The organism is Flavobacterium sp. GNP010 (genome assembly GCF_056428945.1).
This window is the reverse complement of record NZ_JBWJVK010000039.1, coordinates 1-21,909: the sequence shown is the minus strand read 5'-3', so window position 1 is coordinate 21,909 and position 21,909 is coordinate 1. Positions and strand designations below refer to the sequence as shown.

Sequence of the window (21,909 nt, the reverse complement as noted above, 5' to 3'; positions counted from 1 at the left end):
TTTATAAAAATTGATTGGTAGTTTTTATAGTTTTTTATTGGTACGAAAAGGAATTAAACTTACATTTGTGGCTACATTCAAAATTCCGGAAAACATGTTTGAATTTTCACAGTATTTAGGCTTTTTACTTTTCTTAACCATTCTTACAATTGGGTTTTGGTTGATGTTTTTTCTAGTTGGTTTCGTATCCTATTGGGTAGGTGGAGCAAGTTGGGAGGCATACAAAGAGAAAAGAGCAAAAAAGAAGCAAGAACAATCAGTTTAATCTTTTTGTTAAATAAAAAAAGGACTCCTAATTAAGAGTCCTTTTTTTTATGTCTTAAAAAAAAATAGGACCCGTTCTCACGAGTCCTATTTTTTTATCCTTGATAATCTCCTTCACTATCGTTTTGATTTCGCTTAGGTTGTTCTCTTTCGTTTTTTGCTTTGTTGAAACGATACGTGAATGATAGGGTAAACTGTCTTTCTCTCCACTGCATTTCACTGTAAGAACTTACAACACCTGGAAGAAATGTCTCCATCATTCTTTTTCTGGAATTGAATACATCGCTGATGTTGAATGAAAGTGTTCCTTTGTCTTTTAGAATGTCTTTACTAAATGCTAAGTTAGCACCAAAAACACCTAAACTTCTCCCTTGTGCATTATTTTGTGGTCCATTATAGGTAGCATTTGTTTGCCAGTCAATTTTGTATGGCAAGGTTATTTTTGAAGTCAGTCTTGTAGACCAAGACGTTGCTACATTATCAAAATTTTGTACAATTTCATTACTTTTAAAATCGATATAGGTAAAATCTCCTTGAGTTTCGTTCCTAAAGAAATTGAAGTTACTGTTTAATTTCCACCATTTGAAAGGAGAATAGTTCAAAGTGAATTCAAATCCTAATCGATATTCTGTGGCTAAGTTTATTGGTGAGCTTATGATAACAGGCGTACGTTTGTCTGCACCACCATTAACTTGTGTTACTTCGCCATTTACAACTGTATCTTCTCCGTCAATTATAGTGACAACAAATTCACCAGATTCTCTACGAGCAAACTGAAAGGAATCGGTAGTTTTGTTTACATATAAGGAAGTATTAAAAGTTAATTTATCCCATCTTTTTATGTATCCAAAATCTAATGCATCTGTAAAAGCAGGATCAATATCAGGGTTTCCAACAAATATGTTTATGTTGCTTGACAAGTTGTTAAAAGGATTTAGTAATCGTCCTCTAGGTCTTTGTACTCTTCGGCTATAACTTATAGATGTACTACTCTTATCTGATATTTCGTAAGTGAAGAAGGCGCTTGGAAAAAAATTATTGTATTTTTTGGTATTGAAATCATTGGTTGCTAATTGATTGATTTCAATATTAGAATCTTCAAATCGCAATCCAAAAAGAGCAGAGAATTTATTAAATTTCACTCCATATTGCGTATAAACTGCATTTACTTTTTCTTTATATTGTAGCGTGTTAGTGAAATTTGTATTGATTTTACCATCATTAACTACACTATAATCGGTAAGCAATTCGGAGAAATCACCACGATATCCTGCTTCAAACTGACTGCTTTTCCCAAAGGGTAGCACATAATCCGTTTGTAGTAAGTTTCTACTTTGCTTTTGATTATTAATGGTATTGTCAAATTTCACCACACTTGTATTGGTGCGGGTATCTGTAATTAAAGCATCATTAAGTTCATCACTAGTCGAAAACGAGCCGTCGAAAGTCAATTTATGACCGTCTTTTTTGAATTTCTTGGTAAAATTAGTTGTAAATTCTACGTTTTCACTGTCGCTGTTTTCTAAATTGATACGGTTACGGGTGTAATCATACTTAAAATCGGCATCATAGTTGTTTTGAAAAACGTTATCTACGTTGACACCATTACTTTTTCTGTAGTTTATTGAATTGGTCCACGAAGTCTTTTCATTCAAGTACAACTCAATTCCAAATGTTCCATTATACCCTTTATTGTCTCTTTCGTTTTCTCTAGTTTCATTTACATAATCGCGAGTCGAATTATCAGCATTTAAATACCTTGAATTTGTAAATGCATTACCAGGATTACTCCTGTCGTTGTATCCTTGAGTAGTAAAAAGATTAAAGTTTTTTGATTTATAGTTCAAAGTACCGCTCAAACCATACGTTTCAGGATATCCAGCTGAAGCTATAATAGTTCCGTTTAAACCTTGGTTTTTTCCTTTTTTTAAGATGATGTTTAGTAAACCTCCTCCGCCTTCGGCATCATAACGAGCAGAAGGATTGGTAATTACCTCTACTTTTTCGATTGCATCAGCAGGAATCAAACGGAGCGCTTCGGCAATATTAATGGCATTTGATGGTCTTCCGTCGATTAAAACCCGTACATTTTCATTTCCACGAAGGCTTACATTGCCCTCAACGTCTACAGAAACAGATGGAATATTATCAAGGACATCGCTTACAGTTCCTCCTTTTACCATAAGGTCACTACCTACGTTGTATACTTTTTTGTCTAATTTGATTTCAACTGTTGTTTTTTCGGAACGAATAACAACTTCGTTTAACTGATTTGCATCTTCATCTAAACTAATCAAGCCTAAACTGGTGTTTTTTTGAAGATTTTTTTGTTTAATTTCAGCTATTTTAAAAGATATAAACTCAATTTTTATATCATATGTACCCGGTTTAACTTCTATTTCAAATTCTCCTTTAGGATTTGTAATTCCACCTGCTACAGGTTTTGGATTATTTGGAAGTAAAAAGGTTATTGTAGCATATTCAAGAGGTTGTTTACTGATTTTTTCAACAACTTTTCCTGTTATTTTAATTTTTGGAGCAACTACAACTTGTTGAGAAAAACTAAACAAAGTGTTGAATAATAATACAATAATTAAAACGGATTTGATTTTTTTCATTAGTTAAAAACTTTAGTTATGGCGTTTAGATTATAAAAGTATGTTTTGGTTTAATACGATAATTCACAAAAAAATGTTAATTAAATTAACTTGTGATTTAGAGGATAAAATCGGCGACTTTTTTTAGATCTCGTCCAACAATGGCGGAACTTTCTTTAATTACTATGGGTCTTTCAATTAATATTGGATTGGAAACCATGGCTTGAATGATTTCTTGTGCATTCAATTTTTGATCTTTAAAGTTTTCAATCCAAATTTTTTCCTTTTGACGAACCAGATCAAGAGGATCTAGCTGTAATTTCTCAATAACAACAGACAACTCGTCAAATGTTGGAGGATTAATTAAATAATTAATGATTTTGAATTCTTTTTTTGAATTTTCAATAAAAGCCAAGCAATCTCTGGATTTGCCACAGCGTGAATTATGGTATATTTGTATCATATTTTAGTACATTTCAGAATTTAAAATGAATTAAAATTGTAACAAAAGTAAGGTTTGTTAAACTAATTAACGATAATATTAAACAAAAATAAAATGTTTGTAGAACAAGGAATTAAACCAGAGAACAAGTTTTGGAAGTATATCGTAGGTTCATTGATACTAATTTTAGCTTCATTTATAGGTCAATTACCACTTATGATTGGTATAATTTATGAAACTCTTTTTAATGGTAAAGCATATCCAACAAATAATACAGCTTTGATGCGCTTTTTTGATTCCAATGTAATGTTGTTTTTGATGTTGCTTTCATTTGTATTTATAATGCTAGGGATTATAATGGTCGTTCGTAATTTGCATAGTCAGACCATGCTTTCTGTTACCACCTCAAGAAAAAATATGGATTGGAGTAGAGTAGGGTTCGCTTTTGTGATATGGTCTCTTTTTACAGTAGTAGTAACTTTACTTTCGTATTATTATAGTCCAACTGATTTTGTCCTTAATTTTAAACCCATACCATTTGCAATTTTATTGATTATTGGTGTCGTTTTAATTCCGATTCAAACTAGCTCTGAGGAATATATCTTTCGTGGATATTTAATGCAAGGATTTGCTAATCTTGCAAGGAATAAATGGTTTCCTCTTTTAATGACTTCGGTTATCTTTGGCGGGATGCATATTTTTAATCCTGAAGTATCTAAAATTGGGTACATAATATTGGTATATTACATAGGTACAGGATTGTTATTGGGGATTGTTACCTTGATGGATGAAGGGATGGAGCTGGCATTAGGATTCCATGCAGCCAACAATTTAGTGGGTGCCTTGCTCATAAGCTCAGATTGGTCTGCATTTCAAACCAATTCAATTTTTAAAGATATTTCAGAACCATCTGCTGGATTAGACGTTATTTTTCCAGTGGTTATTATTTACCCAATACTTTTATATATCTTTAGTAAAAAATACAATTGGACCAATTGGAAAGAAAAATTAACAGGTTCAGTTTAATTAATGGTACTGTTTAATATTTTAAAATTAATTCATCATGATTGCTACTATAACCTATCAAAATGTTCACAATCTTTTTAAGCTCAATGGATTTCACTTAAATCGTAACGATTTGTGCAGGGTAGCATATAGTTTTATCAAAGAAGGTGAGGAATTTGAAAAATCTGTAGGAGATTTTATTTTAGATTGGTTTGATAACAAATCATACATCGAAATGAATACTTCTGGAACTACAGGAACACCAAAATTGATTCGAGTAGACAAACAAGCGATGGTAAATTCGGCGCTAGCCACGGGAGATTTTTTTGAATTAGAACCTGGTGATAAAGCCTTGCATTGCTTGCCTACTAAATATATTGCAGGAAAAATGATGTTTGTGCGCGGTTTTATATTAGGACTCGATGTTGATTTTGTTGCACCAAGTTCACATCCGCTGTTACATAACGATACCAAATATGATTTTGTAGCGATGGTTCCTTTACAAGCCCAAAACTCCTTATCCGCATTAAAAAATGTAAAAAAGATGATAGTGGGAGGTGCGAAAATGAGCAAAATACTAGAAAGCGGTCTTTCGAAACTAAACTCAAAAGTTTTTGAAACCTACGGAATGACCGAAACCATAACCCACATTGCTGCAAAGCAAGTAGGAGAGCGTGCTTTTTCAGTTTTACCCAATATCCAAATCACAAAAGACGATCGCAATTGCTTGGTGATAGATGCACCTTTGATATCAAATGAGCAAATTTGCACTAACGATATTGTAGAATTAGTGGGAGAAAATCAATTTGTTTTTTTAGGACGAATGGATAACATCATTAATAGTGGCGGGATTAAATTAATTCCAGAAAAAATCGAAGAAAAATTGTCAGATAAAATTGAGTCGAGATTTTTTGTAACAAGTACCGAAGATGCTGATCTTGGAGAAAAATTAATTTTGGTGATTGAAGGTGAAAAGCAGACACTGGATACAACTATCTTTGATAGTTTAGATAAATATGAAAAACCAAAAGAAGTTTTTTTTGTATCACAGTTTATCGAAACTGCAAATGGAAAGATAAAGCGTAAAGAAACTGCAGCCACTATTTGAAGTAATAGCTTGAGAGCTGTTTAATCTATCAGTTAGTTAGTACCAAACATCCTTTTAAACTTGTTAGTTACATTAGGTTTTAGGTCACCTTATAATACATAAAAACCCCAATATCTATTGGGGTTTTGTGACTACAATAGGACAATTTCCGAACTTTTTTTTGAATAATTGAAGATTTTAGTAGACAATCGTATTTTTAATAAAGCTAACATAAAGATTAGTTGGTACTTACTACATATACTTTAAACTGCTGATTTTTTTACTACTTGCAACTAACAGTTAGAATTAAATTAATAATATTCGCTCAATTGTCCAATACAAAGCAATGCAACCAATAATACTTGATATTGGAAGAACCATACGTTCTTTATACCAAATCATATTAGAAAACCATTTGCTAATTAAGAAATAAGCCAAGAGAATTATGGTTATTTGCCCCAATTCAACACCTAAATTGAAAGACAATAACGAGGAAAAAAACTGATTTTCAGGAATTCCAATTTCTGATAATGCAGTTGCAAAACCCAATCCGTGAATTAATCCGAAACCAAAAATAATGAGCAATCTCCAAGGATTTACTTTCTGGCTTACAATATTTTCTATGGCTGTAAAAAGTATCGAAATAGCAATTAAAGGTTCGATATAATTAGAATTTGGAATAATAAATCCAGCAGTTGATCAACCCAAAGATAAACTATGAGCCACTGTAAAAACGGAACATTGAATAACAACGGATTTTAGTTTAGAATTTAAGAAAAAAATACTCAAAATAAATAAAATATGGTCGAATCCTAAAGGAATTACGTGCATAAAACCGAGTTGAAGATATTTTAATATATTTTCCAAAAAATTGAATTTATTGTTTGATTAATTTAATTTTCAAAGCTGTTTCACCTTTAATTTCTAGAATATATATCCCTTTTTGCAAACTTGAGAAATCTTGTTTTTCGATGTTTTTTCCAGAAAAAATTTCGAAACCAATTTCGTTATACAATTTGAAATTCTCGTTTCCCATGGCATTTTCAATCGTTATTTTTGATGAAAAAGGGTTCGGAAAAACTTTGATTTTTGATTCAAAATCTAATTTATTTACTGCTAAAGTTGTTGGATTTCCTTTAAAGCAAATGACATAATTTGTTGCAGTTGTAGTACAAATTTTCATATCGTTTTCGTTTTTTGGGATTGCCTAATACTTCATTGGCTACGTTTAGTATTTGAAATATATTTCTACTTTTTTATCCCCCAAAATATTATCAATATGTTTTCTTTGGCCAAAGATCGAACGCCTTTTTATCTTCGCTTAATGTGGGTTTTTATCTTTTCCTGAAATTTTGTGATAGTCTTAATATTCCACTGTTTGAGATTTTTGGGATTTAATTAGCTAAAAAAATCATGCCTTCACAATCATTTTTCCAGTATTTTCCCCACTAAACAATCCCAGCAAAGCTTTTGGAAGATTGTCAAAACCATTTTCTATTGTTTCAGCAAATTTTAATTTTCCATCCTTTACCCATTCGCTTAAATGTTTAATTCCTTCTGAAAAATCAGCACTATAATTTCCAACAATAAACCCTTGCATTAATACACTTCTTGTTAAAAGCATGGGTTGAATTCTTGGTCCAACTGGAACTTCTAAACTGTTGTAGAGCGAAATTTGTCCACACAAAGCTATTCTAGCATTAAAATTAATATTGGCAATCACGGCATCCGATATTTCGCCACCAACATTATCAAAATAAATATCAACGCCTTTTGGACAAAATTTCGTAATATCTTCCTTCAAATTCTTGGTCGTTTGATAATTTATGGCTTCATCAAAACCAAATTTTTCTTTTAATAAAGTAACTTTTTCATCAGAACCAGCAATTCCTATGACACGACAACCTTGAATTTTCGCAATTTGTCCAACCACAACACCAACTGCGCCAGCTGCGCCAGAAACAACAACGGTTTCTCCTTTTTTTGGATTGCCAATGTGCATTAATCCAAAATAAGCCGTTAATCCTGTCATTCCTAAAACACCCAAATAATAACTTTCAGGTGCTATTGAAGTATTAATTTTTTGCAATCCTTTTTCAGGTGCAACGCATTGTTCTGCCCAAGGCAAAGTTCCTACAACCGTATCTCCAGATTTAAAATTATCAGATTTACTCTCGATTACAGTTGCCGTTACGCCACCTTTTATGGCTTGGTCAATTTGAAAAGGTTCTGCATACGATTTTGCATCGTTCATTCGTCCTCGCATATAAGGATCAACTGAATAGAAATTGGGTTTTAGCAAAACTTCTCCTTTTTTAATTTCAGGTATATTTATAGTCTCTGTTCTGAAATTTGCTAGTGTTGGCGTACCTTTTGGTCTTGATGCCAGTACAATTTGTTTTGTTTTCATTTTAATTATTTTAAAGTTTTACTTCATTTTCTAACGGCAAACCTATTTCAAAATCAGTGAAATTTTTAATCATTATTTTGGCAATTTCTGCTAAAGCTTCGATAGTGTAAAAGGCTCGATTTTTTCAATGAATCATTAAATGCTGAAAAAGCACATTTGGCAAAAGGATTTAGTGCAGTTTACGAATTGGTCTTGGTTAAAGTTTTTTTCGTTCCAAGTTGGATTTTTTTCGATTTGGATAATGTCCTTATTTTTGGCGCTATTTTCAGGATCTATGTCGAATTCTTTATCGAATTTATTGTAGATATTTTCGTTTTCTAGATATTCTTGATAGCCGTCTTTTTCTAATTGCTCATCTGGTGCTTTTGGCAATTTTTCTGGAATTCTCGTTTTTCTCAGTTTAAAGTGTGGCATTTATGTTTAATAAATTTCGTGCTTTAAAATCACATATTTGTTACAGAACTATTTAAATAACTTGTAAAGTTGCTGTGTTTACAAGTATTGCTAGTATGATAAATTGATTTTCAATTTAAATTTTTTTACTACAAATTGTTCTGGATTATTCTCATTTGGCATAATTGCGCAATAGAATTATACATTTGGTACGCTTGAATTGGCATTAATGATGTAGAACAAAGATGTAAAACGTGTGAAATATGAAGTTCCACCTCAAATTTTCGTTTAAACATTTCTAAGATTAAGATCTTTAATTGAAATGAATAAATTTGGTTAAGAATGCTATTCTAATTATGTCTTAAAATGAAGTAAATATTTATAAAAAATTAACATCATAATTTGTAGATGTAATTAAATTCCAGCAACAGTGAAACGACAATTAGTTCGAATATCTCATCACTCACAATAATATTTTTTTTAAATAATATTTTTGTAAAATATTTAAATCAAGAAATTTTATTGTTATATTTGATTTGTAATAACTACAAATTCAACTAGTTAGCTTTTAAAAAGGATTTAATGTTCATTTAGTGAAACTACCATTAAAGTTATAATAAATATAAAGTTTTGTTACCCCATTCCACAAAGAATTCAGTCGTGCCTCATTTGCTTTTGCCTTAATGCATAAAAAAATAAGAAATGAAAGAACAATCTCAAAAAAAATCTGGTGATGAATTCCTTAAAACCGATGGTGGAAAAACTAAATCCAATGCGATTGAGGTTCCATCGATTTCGTTGCCAAAAGGGGGAGGAGCAATAAAAGGAATTGACGAAAAGTTTTCTGTTAATCCATCCAATGGAACTTCTTCTTTTTCCATGCCTTTACCTTTTTCTCCTAATAGGAATGGATTTACCCCTCAATTGGCTTTATCGTATAATTCCGGTGCCGGTAATAGTTTATTTGGTATTGGCTGGGATTTAGGTCTTCCGTCGATACAACGGCGGACGGATAAAAAGTTACCTCGCTATTTTGATATGAATGATGTTGATCAGATGGATCAAGAGGATAGTTTTATGTTTTCAGGAGTAGAAGAACTGGTTCCTTTACTAGATTATAAAGCAGACAAAACATGGAGTGTCAAACAGCTTGAAGATGGAGATTTTATCATTCGACAATACAGACCACGGATAGAAGGCGGATTTTCAAGAATAGAACGAATATACCAAATATCGACTAATGTTTATTATTGGAAAGTGACCTCCAATGTCAATGTTACTACTTTCTTTGGATATAGCGATTCATGCAGAATTGTAAGTCCGGATAATTCTTCAAAAATATTTCAATGGTTACCTGAGTTTTCATTTGATGATAAAGGATCATGGATATGGTATGAATATAAAAATGAAAATCTTGAGAATATAAGTGATGAATTGTATGAGAAAAATCGATTTAATGGACTTGCACAATTTGCAAACCTTCATCTGAGTAGGATCAAATATGGCAATGAGGTCGCTAAATATTTTGAATTAAACCCCTATGTTCTTCAACTGCCAATTAATGAAAAATATTTCTTTGAACTAGCATTTGATTATGGAGAGTATGATATCAATAATGCAGCTCAATTAGTAGAAAACAATCAATGGCTAAGCAGGGCAGATGCCTTTTCATCCTATCGGTCTGGTTTTGAAATCCGAACCAATAGATTGTGCCAGAGGATATTGATGTTTCATCAATTTCCTAAACTCAATGATGGAGCAAAAACATTGGTGAGATCTATAGATTTTGAATACAAATTCTCCAATCTTTATTCTTCAAACTCCTCGTTAAATCAGTCCAATGCTGAAGTCACCTATTTGGTGGGTATTACACAAAAAGGCTATGTAAAAAATGAGAATACATACAGCAGTAAGGCCTTGCCTAAAATGACCTTTACCTATCAAGAATTAAAATGGAATAAAGAGATATCTAATGTGCCATCTGAAAGTCTGGTTCATGCTCCCATAGGTTTGTCAGGCGCTTATCAATGGGTAGATTTATATAACGAAGGAATCAACGGTATGCTCTCTGAACAAGCCAATGGGTGGTATTACAAATCCAATTTGGGACAAGTGAAATATGATTCGGATGATTTAGGGGCTTTAAATTTTACCCACGCCAAAGTAGTAATGTCCAAGCCATCCTTTACCGGGCTGTCTAATGGTGTTTTGCAATTGCAGGATTTGGATGCTAATGGAGAAAAACAATTGGTGATTAATGCTCCAGGCATGCAGGGCTATTTTGAGTTGAATGATGAAGACATTTGGCAACCTTTTAAATCGTTTGTTAAAACATTAAACATTGATCTAAGTAGCCCAAACATCCGAATGATGGATGTAAACGGAGATGGCAAACCAGAAGTGATTCTATGTGATGAAGGTGCATTTTGGTTTTGGGAAAATGAAGGCAAAATAGGATATGACAGCCCAGAACTTGCTGCTAAGCCTTATGATGAAGAACGAGGTGCAGCAATTGTTTTTTCAGATCCAGTGCAAAGAATATTTTTAGCGGACATGACAGGGGATGGAATGACAGATATTGTTCGAATACTAAACTCAGAAATATCCTATTGGCCAAATCTTGGCTATGGTCGTTTTGGTGCAAAAGTATCCATGGGCAATGCTCCAGTATTTGATCATCCAGATTTATTCAACCCAGAATATTTGCAACTCACCGATATCAGTGGTACAGGGGCGACAGATATTATTTATTTAGGCAAAAATAAATTCAATGCTTACCTTAATTGCAGTGGCAATGCATGGAGCAATGCTGAAGAAATAGATCCTTCTTTTCCGACTGAATTACCCAATAGAATTTCTTTTACTGATTTGTTGGGAAACGGTACAGCTTGCATTGTCTGGTCTTCAGAATTGCCTGCTTATGCACAAACCCCAATGCGATATATAGATCTGATGGGTGGTATCAAACCGCACATTATGTTGTCGCAAAAAAATGGGATGGGTAAAACAACAGAGGTAAAATACAAAAGTTCAACCCATTATTATCTCAAAGATAAATTGAACGGAACTCCCTGGATTACCAAGCTTCCCTTTCCAGTGCAGGTTGTTAGCCAAACCATTGTTACCGAAAAAGTAACTGATTTACGATTCACTTCACAATATAGTTATCATCATGGTTATTACGATCATTTAGAAAGAGAATTTAGAGGCTTTGGCAGGGTGGAACAAACAGATACAGAGTCTTTTGATGTTTTCGAAAAGTCGGATGCAAGTAATATTGTGCCGGAAGAGCATCATCAGCCACCAGTGTTGAGTAAAACCTGGTTTCATACCGGAGCATTTTTTGGCACGGATAAAATAATAAGCCAATATAAAAGTGAATACTGGCTGCCCAATTATATTAGGAATGGACATACATCAGAAGCTGTAGAATTTGACTTGCCAGATGCAGCTGTACTGCCCGCCGATAATCTAATTAATTTTGATATTAATAGGCTTTCAGCCCAAGAATGGAGAGAAGCATTGCGAGCTTGCAAAGGAATGGTCTTGAGACAAGAAGTTTTTGGACTGGATGCAGCCAAGCGAATTGCAGATGAAAAAATTGCAAAGGACTACAGTGATGATAATGTAAACTTTATAGAATTTCAGGAAGAGGCAAAAAGAAAAGAATTAGTTCCCTATAATGTGGGCACTCATAATTGTGAAATTCAAATTCTGCAGATTCAGAAAAAAAATAAATATGCCTCTTTTATTCTAAAAGAAAGCGAAGCGATCACCTATACCTATGAAAGAAATCCTGCTGACCCCCGCATTGGCCATACTATCAATTTGGAGACCGACGAATTAGGCAATGTGCTGGAATCTGTATCCATTGTTTATCCAAGGATTAAGGATGAACCTATACTAAAGGAGTTGGCTAGTGACAGTAATGCAACGATTGAAGCTAAAAGAAAAACCAAAGAAGCACAACAAAAAATGTGGATGAGCTATGTAAAAAATGATTTCACAGAAGAAGACATCATCGAACCAACTTCTTATTACCTCCGTCAAAATTGGCAAACCCAATCCTATGAAATAACAGGGATCACACCAGCAGCATTTATTTTTAAAATTAAAGAATTAAAAGGCAAATTATTCACCCTTCCTGATATAGAATACCACCATAAACCAGCAGTGTGCATAAAACCAGCAGTATGCATAGCACAAAAAAAATTAATAGAACACATTAAGACTACCTTTTATAATGAAGAACTTACGGCTCCACTATCTGATGGCCTAATGTCCAAAAGAACGATCCCTTTCGAAGCATACCAGCTCGCTTTTACCCCAAATTTATTGAATGACATTTTCTCGCCAAGTCCACATTCAGTACAATTTGAAATTACCGAGGCAGATATGATTGCTGCAAAATATTTGAAAGACAATGGCAATTGGTGGGTGCAATCGGGTACGGTAAAATTTATAAGACCGGGAGAAAACTTCAATGTTGTTAAATCAAGATTCTTTTCACCCATTGGATATATAGATGCCTTTGACACGGAGACCAATGTATTTTATGATGACTTGCAGCTTTTCATGGAAAAGGCACAGCTGATTGTGGATAAAACTGCAAATATATTGAATGAAACTAAGGTGTTGAGGTTTAATTACCGAACACTTTCCCCAGATATCATGCTGGATGTTAATCACAATATTTCTTCTGTAATTGTGGATGAACTGGGTTTGGTAAAAGCGGTTTCAATTGAAGGAAAAGCGGGAACAAATCCATTGCAAGGTATAGAAGCCGACAATCTCAATGGTTATGAAGAGCGAACAGCTGCTGCAGAATCAGCACTTATACAATCTTTTTTTGATGCTGCCAATACAACAGCCCCTAATATTTGTGATTATAGTGTTTTACAAACCATTGCTCATCAATTACTCATCAATGCCACTACACGATTGGTTTATGATTTTAACAGGCAGCCCTGCGTAGCAGCAAGTATTGTAAGAGAGCAGCATAGCAATGTAAACATCAAAAGCCCTTTGCAAATAAGTTTTGAATATTCCGATGGTCTTGGCAAAGTGGCTATGAAAAAAGTACAGGCGGAACCTGGGGATGTAATACAACCTGATGGCTCTATCGTAAACACCAGCAACCAACTGAGATGGATAGGTAATGGCCGAACAGTGCTCAATAATAAAGGAAACCCGATCAAACAATATGAACCTTATTTTTCCACTACTCCGGCTTATGAGGACGATCCAGAGTGGGTAGATCAAGGTGTATCGCCAATTATTTACTATGATGGTGCCGGGCGAAATGTGAGAACAGAAATGCCAAATGGTACATTTTCAAAAGTAGTCTTTGATGCATGGAAACAATTGAGTTATGATTCCAATGATACGGTGTTGGATAGCGCATGGTACAAAGCTAGAATCACTTTGCCTAATAACCCACCCGAGAAAAAGGCCGCTAAGAAAACAGAAATGCATTATGACACACCAGCTATAATGCTGTCAGATACGCTCGGCAGACCCATTTTGAATATAGAACACAATAAAAGAAAAGAAATAAATAATTCTGTGATTGAAGAGTTTTACACCACTTATGCCGAAATTGACATAGAAGGTAATTTACAGCATGTGATTGATGCCAGAGGAAATACGGTTATGTCGTGGCGATACGATATGCTGGGGCATCAATTGGCCCAAACCAGTATGGATGCTGGAAGAAGATGGATGCTGAATGATGCCGCTGGCAAACCTATTAGATCTTGGGATGAGCGACAGCACGAGTTTCAATATGTGTATGATGAGGTACAGCGGCCTATTTTCAGTAAAGTAATTGGAGGAGAAGATCAGCTAAATAATATATTTGACAAAGTGTTTTATGGCGATGCAGAACCTAATGCTATTGCAAATAATCTAAAAGGGCAGGTGATAAAACACTATGATACAGGAGGTAAAATTAGTAATCCAATATATGATTTTAAAGGACAACCAAAATTCACCACCCGCCGACTTTTTAAAGATTACAAGGCGGTTGCCAATTGGGAAGACGATAACAATTTGGATATTAATCTTGAAATCCAAGAATTCACCTTTACCACAGAAACAGATGCACTCGGGAGAATAACTAAACAAACAGCACCTGATAAGAGCATTATTACACCAATCTATAATGAAGGCGGATTATTAGATGGAGAAAGTGTAAATCATTTTAATCTGATAGCCAACTCTTACAATGGAGATAAAGAATACATCAGAAATATTACATATAACGAAAAAGGACAACGTAATTTCATCCAGTATGGCAATGGTGTAAAAACAACTTTTGAATATGACCATGAAACGTTCAGGCTTGTTCATCTGAAAAGCAATCACAACCTCAAGATCTTGCAGGATTTGTATTATTCCTACGATCCTGTTGGTAATATTACATTAATTAAAGACGATGCGCACGATCCAGAATTTTTTAGCAATCAAATTGTAGAACCCATTAGCAGTTATAGCTACGATGCGCTTTACCGCCTCATCGAAGCCACAGGCAGGGAGAATTCGGCTGCGTTAAGTTTTGGCAATGATGATAATTGGAATGATGCACCGTTCATGCATGAAAACCCAATGGCTGTAAAGCAATACACGCAGTGTTATCAGTATGATGCTGTCGGCAATATTGAAAAAATGAAGCACGATGCTGTCGGTAACTCATGGACCAGAAATTATGAATATGAAATTACAAATAACCGTTTAAAGACAACACAAATTGGTACACAGATATATCGGTACCCGCATCATGCGAAACATGGCTTCATCATCCAGATGCCACACCTGCAGGAGATGGGATGGAATTTTAAAGAGGAGTTAGTAAAGACCGCAAAACAAAAAGTAAACCCAGGTAACGGCGCAGCCGAGACCACGTACTATCAATACGACGTAAAAGGACAACGCATTCGTAAGATCACCGAGAATAGTGCACAGGCTGGAGCTGCATTAACCAGAAAAGATGAACGCATTTACATTTCAAGTTACGAAACATATCGAACCTATCAAACGGACACGGTAAACTTCGAACGCACATCGCTAAGCCTAATGGATGAGGGACATCGTTTTGTAATGGTAGAGACTGTAAAACAAAACAAGGATCTCGCTCCAGTAATTACAGAAATGGTAGGGGCGAAGCTGGTTCGCTATCAACTGCATAATCATTTAGGTTCTGCGGCTCTTGAGTTAGAAGCCACCGCTGCGATAATAAGTTACGAGGAATACCATCCATACGGCACAACAGCATACCAGGCGAAAAATAAAAATATTAAATGTGCGGCCAAACGGTACCGGTATACGGGAATGGAACGGGATGAAGAGACGGGATTGGAATATCATAGTTCGAGGTATTATTTGCCATGGTTGGGGAGGTGGGGCAGTGCGGATCCGAAAGCGCTGATAGATGGAGTAAACGTCTATTCGTATACCCAAAACAATCCAATTAAACTAACTGACCCGGAAGGAACGCAAGCATTGAATGACGTAATTCCATATAATTTGTCTGTTAGTAATCGTAATGTTCTAGGGATTAATGTGCAAAAGGATCATGTGATATCTCAAGGAAAACAGGAATTAATAAATCCTAATATTGATCGATCAAAACAGTTAACAGTCATTCAGGAAACGGGGAAAGCAATAAATGGTGCTTCACCTAAACCACATACACAAGTTACGTTTTACGGCCCTCAATCGGATGTATCTGAAATCAAACGGTTGAGAAGCATGAATCCAGAGAATTGGATGAGCTTCGAACAAGAAATCATAACACCAAGTTTGCAATCGAGATATGACGCGGGATATTCAGTCAATTCAACTAATAAATCTGCTTTGGATAATGTGGGATCAATGTTTGAGGTAGACCAGCCCATGAGAGATCCAAAAGCATCAAGCATTATAATAGATTGGAAAAAAAATCCAGAACCCCTGCTAGAAAAGGAAAGATTGAACCTTGAAGCAGCAGCAAAAGGAGCAGAAAGAAAAAGCCTCCCTGAACTGCCAGCAGAGATACCAGCTGCTACCGCTAAAACACTTAAAAACATTACGGAACTTGAGCAAAATAAATCTGCTATTCAAACCAAATCACCAGGAACATCAGGACATGTGAATCTAAATTTGCTGTTGTCAATTAACCGTTTTTTTAAAGATATGTTTGTTGCAGGTGCTACTGATTCACTTGCCCAAGAAATGTTTGAAGGTGATCTGGAAAAGTTAGAACAAGTCAGAGCGGTTCTTACCATTCTAAATTATTCACCAATTCCAGCTGAGGTTCCCTATTTGATATTAAAAGAAACACAATTATTCTACCAAACGATAGCTGAACCAGTTTTCACTGAATTTTATATACAATATCCAACACCTATGGATTTCGGTACAAAAGCATATGGAAATTGGTAATTCCATTCTTTTCCCTCCTTTATTAGAGCTAAGAAGATGGGAGAAAGACCAACAAATTGATGTAAGCAGAATTCTTATGGGCACTCTGGTTAACTACTAATCGATAAATGCTTAAAACAAGAATAAGACCAATATAAATATTATTATAGATTAAGTAAACACAAACCATACTATGAAAAATATCATTCCTCCCATCAAGTTCGGAACCATAGGCATCGAAGTGAATAACCTGCAGGAAGCCCTGCTTATTTTTATAGATAAAGGAATAATACGCACCTTCCTTCCCCCCAACTCGCCAACAGAGGAAGACGTAGCTTCATGGTCAAAAATGCTTCTGGAGGAAAAGGCAGCGTCTTACTACGGAGATGGAACAAGAATTTTGATATTCCACTTTCAGATACAACAAGGTTTGACGGATAATTTTCGTGGTGAGATAGTAAAGGAAACAACTTCAGTACGATTTAACGAAATACTAAAATCACTGGGTGTCTTTGATGAGACGGTTATTAAGTATGTAGTAAAAGGGCAAGTCACAAGTAAAGGTTCACCCATGAGTAAGGTGAAGGTGGTAGCTAATGACAAGGACATGTTTGGAATAGAAAACCTATTGGGCGAAACACACACCGACAAGGAAGGTTATTTTAAGATAGAGTATACCGAGGATCAATTCAGACGTACCGACAAAGAAAAAGGTGGAGCGGATTTAATCGTTCGTGTCGTTGATGCTAAAGGGACTGTTATTGCATCTTCACACAAGATCAATAATGCCAAGTCCGATGAAACCGTGAATGTGGAGATTGGCAAACCGCAAAAGCCAACAGCAGAGCATTTCATCGTCCGCGGCTTGGTTACACAAGGTGGTAAACCGCTTGTTAGTGTTTCGGTAAACGCGTATGATAAAGATTTGCGTAGAAAGGAATGGGTAGGAGAGGCCATAACTAATGCAACGGGTAATTATGAAATTGCATATGAGCAAAAGTCATTTAACCGCTCTGAGAGTGCCAATGCAGATTTGTTCATCGAAGTATTAAACAGGGATAAAAAACTATTGGGTACATCAGTTGTGTTTTTCAATGTGGCACGCGAACAAGAAATTAATCTCGAACTGCGTGCGGAGGAAAATCAAAAATCACAATGGGAGCAATTGAACGACGAATTGTTTCCATTACTAAAAGAGCAAAAGCAATCGGATATTAACACGGCCGTACTATATACTAATTTACCACCGGCGGAACTGCTTACATCCGATATTCAATTTCTGGCAAAGGATACTGGTCTCGGAGAAGAAACAATCCGGAAGTGGGTGTTGGCGTATGCCCTTGCAAAGGAACTAATGATACCGGCCGAAGTTTTCTTCGGATGGTTTTCAAAAGGCTTGCCTGAGCAGCCAGCGGCCTTGTGGAAAATGACAATTGAAGAATTGATTAACGTACTAAAACAAGCTATCACAGATCAAATTATCCCTGCATACGTTGAAGAATTTATTGAAAAATTAGAATCAAGAATTCAACAATTGCGTGATGATCAGGAAAATGTACCCTTGCAGGAGAGCATAGCTATACTTTCGTCGGCCTTCAATGGTGATCAGGAATTATTGAATATGTTCACCAAAATATATTTGGAGAAGAAAGGTAATTGGTCAGCAATAAAACCCCTGCTTAAGGCTGATGCTTCCTTTCCAAGTGAAACACTGGACAACATTTATTTCACTCATGGGCTGATGTTGTGGAGCAATAGCAATATAGTTTTAATCAATACATTTCAACAAGACGCCACCACTCGTTCCTTAAGGGATATTGCGATCCATTTTGATAAACAAACGCTGGCAGGTAAAATACCGGATTCGGCTGTTCCCCCAACTGAGACTAAGGAAAATTTCACAACTGATCTATACAATGCCTTGTACTCTATGGAACCTACTGGAGTGGTTGTGAATATGATAAACGATCCAAAGGTACCACTATGGAATAATGAAATGGGCAAATTGGTTTCTGGAGTATTGTCCAAAGAGCTGGATTTTAATATGAAAACCTCTTCTATCCATAATGTAATCAATGGTGAGGTACTGAAGCAAGAAGTGCCCAAGGATAAAGTTGGAGAGGTAGTTAGCCATTTAAAAACATTGCAGCGGGTTACGTTAAATAGTCCAATACCCGAAGCTGTTCCCGTGTTGATCAGTAATAACTATCTATCCATATCCACCATTACTGCATTACCCAAAGCACAATTTATGTTGTCGATGCTGGGTTCAGAATTACCTTACGAAACAATTCAATACATCTATTCAGAAGCTGAAAAGAAGAAAGCATTTTATGAAAAGTTTCTTGTGACGATTAAAGAGGCTGGTGAGAGAACAGGTATAGCCATGATTGATGGCAATAATAACACCACTGGTTATATCTACAAGATTGATCCAAAAGTTGAAGAGACCTTATCAAGGAATAATTTAAGTTGGGATTTACTTTTTGGCGATGCTGATATTTGTGAGTGCGGTGAATGTACCTCGGTATATAGTGCAGCGGCTTACTATGTGGATTTGTTACAATATTTAAGAAATAATAATCTGGATGGGAATGTAAAAGAAGATCCTGATGATATTTTCGGCACACCCTTAAAAAAACTTTTGGCAAGAAGACCCGATCTGGGGCATCTTGAACTTATCTGCAAAAACACCAATACCATTTTACCTTATGTGGATCTGGTGAACGAAGTAATGGAACAATACATCGCTCTTAAACCAGAGGGCTTCAAAGATTATATCGGCTTTAATGTAGATGATGAAACAAGTGGCGAACTTTTATCAGCACCACAACATACAGAACAGGAAAATGCCTATCAAACTTTACAAACTGCGTTGTTCCCTTTTAGTTTGCCCTACCATCAACCTATAGATGCTTCACGCATTTTCTTAAACAAATTGAACACCAGTCGCTATGAAATTATCGATACATTCAGAAGTAACAATGCAGATATTAACTATAATGTCGCTGCCGATGCTGAATATTTAGGACTGACAGAAGAAGAATATTCTATTATAACAGGAGTTTTTTTCTCGGGTGCAGTAAATTATCATACTACCGACGAGTATTATGGTCTAAAAAACATTAGTAACTGGCCTGATAAATTATCACGAGTTAAAGATGAATTTCTTCCTCGCACTGGTATATTATATACCAAGTTAGTTGAATTGCTTAAAACTGAATTTATTAACCCTGACTTTGCCAGGCCAGAATACCAAGTCATGTTGAATAGTCTTTCGATGAGTTTTACTGAAGCATTGGACCTTTATAAGGACGATATGGGCGGTGATTTAGCGGGTTTATTTTCGTCAAATCCTGATCTTCAAATTCTGTTTGATACCTGTGATGAGGATATACGATCTGAGAAGCTAAGAGATTTTTTTATAAATGTTTCGAATTGTATCATATTAGATAGCCCAAATAACTATTGCAGTCTTGAAGGTGTTACACTTCTTCATCTTAACAATACACCATTAACCGATAGCGATTATGTTAAGATCCAGCGTTTCATTCGCTTATGGCGGAAACTGGGCTTTACCATTGATGAAACGGACAGTGCAATCATGAAATTAGGTTCGGGTGACATTACACCGGAACTAATTCATCAATTGACAGTACTGAAAAAAATAAAGAACCGAACAGGTCTTGAGGTTTCAAAGTTGCTTTGTTTTTGGGGGAATATAGGAACAGCTGGTGAGAATTCGCTATATAAGCGTTTATTCCTGAGTCATAACTTGACAGCCATGGATAACGTTTTTGAGAGCGATTTAACGGGCAGTAAGAACCTATCCGATCATCTTCCTGTTGTGATGGCTGCCCTGAATTTAACAGCGGATGATATTTCGTTGATCAAGGTATACAAGTCATTGCCAGACCCACTTACCCTGGATAATCTTTCCTCACTATACCGCTATCGTTTGCTATCGAAAACCCTTGGATTAAGAATTCCCGATTTCATAAAATTGGTTGAAGTGGCTGGAAATGTTTTTGAAAATCCGAATATCACTCTTCGTTTTTTGAAAAACGTAGAGAAGATGGAAGAGGCAGGCTTTAGTATCGATGAATTGAGTTATGTTATTAATGGATCAAGCGGTATTAATAACCCCCTTAGTCCAACTAAAAAAGAAATAATCATTCTGGCAAAGAGACTTTATGATGGACAAAATGCCATCGAGATTGAACATGCCGATTTGGTGATCGACTCGGCAGCAACAAACGAGTTGGTGCGAAGTAAAGCAGCGTTGTTGTACGAAGCGGACAGAGTGGAGAAAATAATCTCCATCATAGAAGGAACCACGCCTTTTAATGCAGCGGCTCCTGTATTTCCAGATAGCGTTGTTTTCTCAGCTGACCTTAAACCAAAAGTTAAATACATTACAAAAATTATTGATCCCACTACTTCTATTATAACGGGCTCTCTTCAAGTAATCGGTATACTAGCATCTTCTGAGTTAGATGACTTGAAAGATGCCGCGCCTAGTGACAATCAGGTTAAAAAAGAAGCCTGGGATGTAGCGATAGATGAGATAAAGAGGCTTCAAGATGAATTTTTCAACGATATACTATCTGGTATTTTTACGCCAAATTCAAATGAAGAAAGGGCATTGAAAGAAGAAAATAATACTACTTCTGCACCTTCAAAACGCAAGGCCTTTCTAGATGTATTCCTTCCATATCTCAGAGAAAAGCTTATACAAAATCATATTGTAACTACCTTGTCGGAACAGACAGGTCTAAATAAAACCATCGTACAATCGCTAATAGTCAATATTCTGGAAATCGATGGATTCTCAGCGTACAATAAACTTATCTCTCCAGCAGAATTGCCTGCTCCCACTTCCACAGAGTTATTATGGTATGGAAAATTAATTCCGGTATCAGAGGACAATTATACTCTCGTTGTACGATCAATAGGAAATACACCATTTACGGTAAAGCTTGATAATCGAATTGTTGTAGAACATCGAACAATCCTAGGTGCTGATCCTATTGAAGAGGAGAGTGTAGAATTGAAATTGGAATCGGGTAAAGTCTATCAGCTTTCGTTGGAAGGAATACGACTGAAGAATTTGTACTGGAAAACGAAAACTTCTTCTGCAGAACCGATTCCGACAAGGGCGCTGCTGCCTGATTTTGAAAAGAAAGTAACCCGAGTCGTGTTCGAGAAGCTTAAAAAAAATGCGATATTGGTCAATGGGCTTTCATTAAGTGCAGATGAACTAAATTACTTTCATACACATAGTTCAGATTTTAATACCCTTGACTTTAAT

At 35.4% G+C, this 21,909-nt stretch carries 10 protein-coding genes and 1 pseudogene; 5 read left to right on the top strand and 6 right to left on the bottom strand.

The features are described from left to right. Positions 1–67: 67 nt before the first annotated feature. Positions 68–265 carry a hypothetical protein gene (locus AC061C_RS13545; RefSeq protein WP_165150931.1) on the top strand — a complete coding sequence of 66 codons (198 nt, stop codon included), beginning with the start codon at positions 68–70 and terminating at the stop codon, positions 263–265. Between the two features lie 94 nt (positions 266–359). Here AC061C_RS13545 and AC061C_RS13540 read toward each other — a convergent pair whose 3' ends face one another. After that, a complete protein-coding gene (locus AC061C_RS13540; RefSeq protein WP_478291608.1) occupies positions 360–2,882 on the bottom strand; it encodes a TonB-dependent receptor in 2,523 nt (840 codons plus the stop codon). A 97-nt stretch (positions 2,883–2,979) separates the two neighbouring features. Continuing rightward, entirely contained in the window at positions 2,980–3,324 is a 345-nt protein-coding gene (locus AC061C_RS13535) for an ArsC/Spx/MgsR family protein (protein ID WP_478291607.1), read from the bottom strand. 93 nt (positions 3,325–3,417) lie between these two features. On the opposite strand from AC061C_RS13535, the gene AC061C_RS13530 reads away from it, so the two are divergent. Then, complete coding sequence (locus AC061C_RS13530) at positions 3,418–4,329, top strand: CPBP family intramembrane glutamic endopeptidase (protein ID WP_478291606.1); 912 nt, start codon at positions 3,418–3,420, stop codon at positions 4,327–4,329. 37 nt (positions 4,330–4,366) lie between these two features. Then, on the top strand, positions 4,367–5,416 hold the full coding sequence (locus tag AC061C_RS13525; RefSeq protein ID WP_478291605.1) for an AMP-binding protein: 1,050 nt from the start codon (positions 4,367–4,369) through the stop codon (positions 5,414–5,416). Between the two features lie 285 nt (positions 5,417–5,701). On the opposite strand, the pseudogene AC061C_RS13520 reads toward AC061C_RS13525, so the two are convergent. From AC061C_RS13520 to AC061C_RS13505, 4 genes and pseudogenes are all read right to left on the bottom strand, one after another. Continuing rightward, positions 5,702–6,262: pseudogene (locus AC061C_RS13520) on the bottom strand (HupE/UreJ family protein). Between the two features lie 10 nt (positions 6,263–6,272). After that, entirely contained in the window at positions 6,273–6,578 is a 306-nt protein-coding gene (locus AC061C_RS13515) for a T9SS type A sorting domain-containing protein (protein WP_478291604.1), read from the bottom strand. A 228-nt stretch (positions 6,579–6,806) separates the two neighbouring features. Then, positions 6,807–7,805: an NADP-dependent oxidoreductase gene (locus tag AC061C_RS13510; protein ID WP_478291603.1), complete on the bottom strand. Its 999-nt coding sequence runs from the start codon at positions 7,803–7,805 to the stop codon at positions 6,807–6,809. Between the two features lie 135 nt (positions 7,806–7,940). After that, complete coding sequence (locus tag AC061C_RS13505) at positions 7,941–8,219, bottom strand: hypothetical protein (protein WP_478291602.1); 279 nt, start codon at positions 8,217–8,219, stop codon at positions 7,941–7,943. Positions 8,220–8,900: 681 nt separating this feature from the next. Between AC061C_RS13505 and AC061C_RS13500 the strand changes: the two genes are divergently transcribed. Together AC061C_RS13500 and AC061C_RS13495 are read left to right on the top strand one after the other, a co-directional pair. Next, complete coding sequence (locus AC061C_RS13500; RefSeq protein ID WP_478291601.1) at positions 8,901–16,619, top strand: SpvB/TcaC N-terminal domain-containing protein; 7,719 nt, start codon at positions 8,901–8,903, stop codon at positions 16,617–16,619. A 172-nt stretch (positions 16,620–16,791) separates the two neighbouring features. After that, positions 16,792–21,909 (top strand): hypothetical protein (locus tag AC061C_RS13495; RefSeq protein ID WP_478291600.1); only part of this gene is annotated, 5,118 nt, incomplete at its 3' end.

Bases quoted from the DNA above. Each gene is read 5' to 3' on its own strand.
- AC061C_RS13505 (WP_478291602.1), bottom strand. From the start codon at position 8,219: ATGCCACACTTTAAACTGAGAAAAACGAGAATTCCAGAAAAATTGCCA.
- AC061C_RS13515 (WP_478291604.1), bottom strand. From the start codon at position 6,578: ATGAAAATTTGTACTACAACTGCAACAAATTATGTCATTTGCTTTAAA.
- AC061C_RS13540 (WP_478291608.1), bottom strand. From the start codon at position 2,882: ATGAAAAAAATCAAATCCGTTTTAATTATTGTATTATTATTCAACACT.
- AC061C_RS13525 (WP_478291605.1), top strand. From the start codon at position 4,367: ATGATTGCTACTATAACCTATCAAAATGTTCACAATCTTTTTAAGCTC.
- AC061C_RS13510 (WP_478291603.1), bottom strand. From the start codon at position 7,805: ATGAAAACAAAACAAATTGTACTGGCATCAAGACCAAAAGGTACGCCA.
- AC061C_RS13500 (WP_478291601.1), top strand. From the start codon at position 8,901: ATGAAAGAACAATCTCAAAAAAAATCTGGTGATGAATTCCTTAAAACC.
- AC061C_RS13530 (WP_478291606.1), top strand. From the start codon at position 3,418: ATGTTTGTAGAACAAGGAATTAAACCAGAGAACAAGTTTTGGAAGTAT.
- AC061C_RS13535 (WP_478291607.1), bottom strand. From the start codon at position 3,324: ATGATACAAATATACCATAATTCACGCTGTGGCAAATCCAGAGATTGC.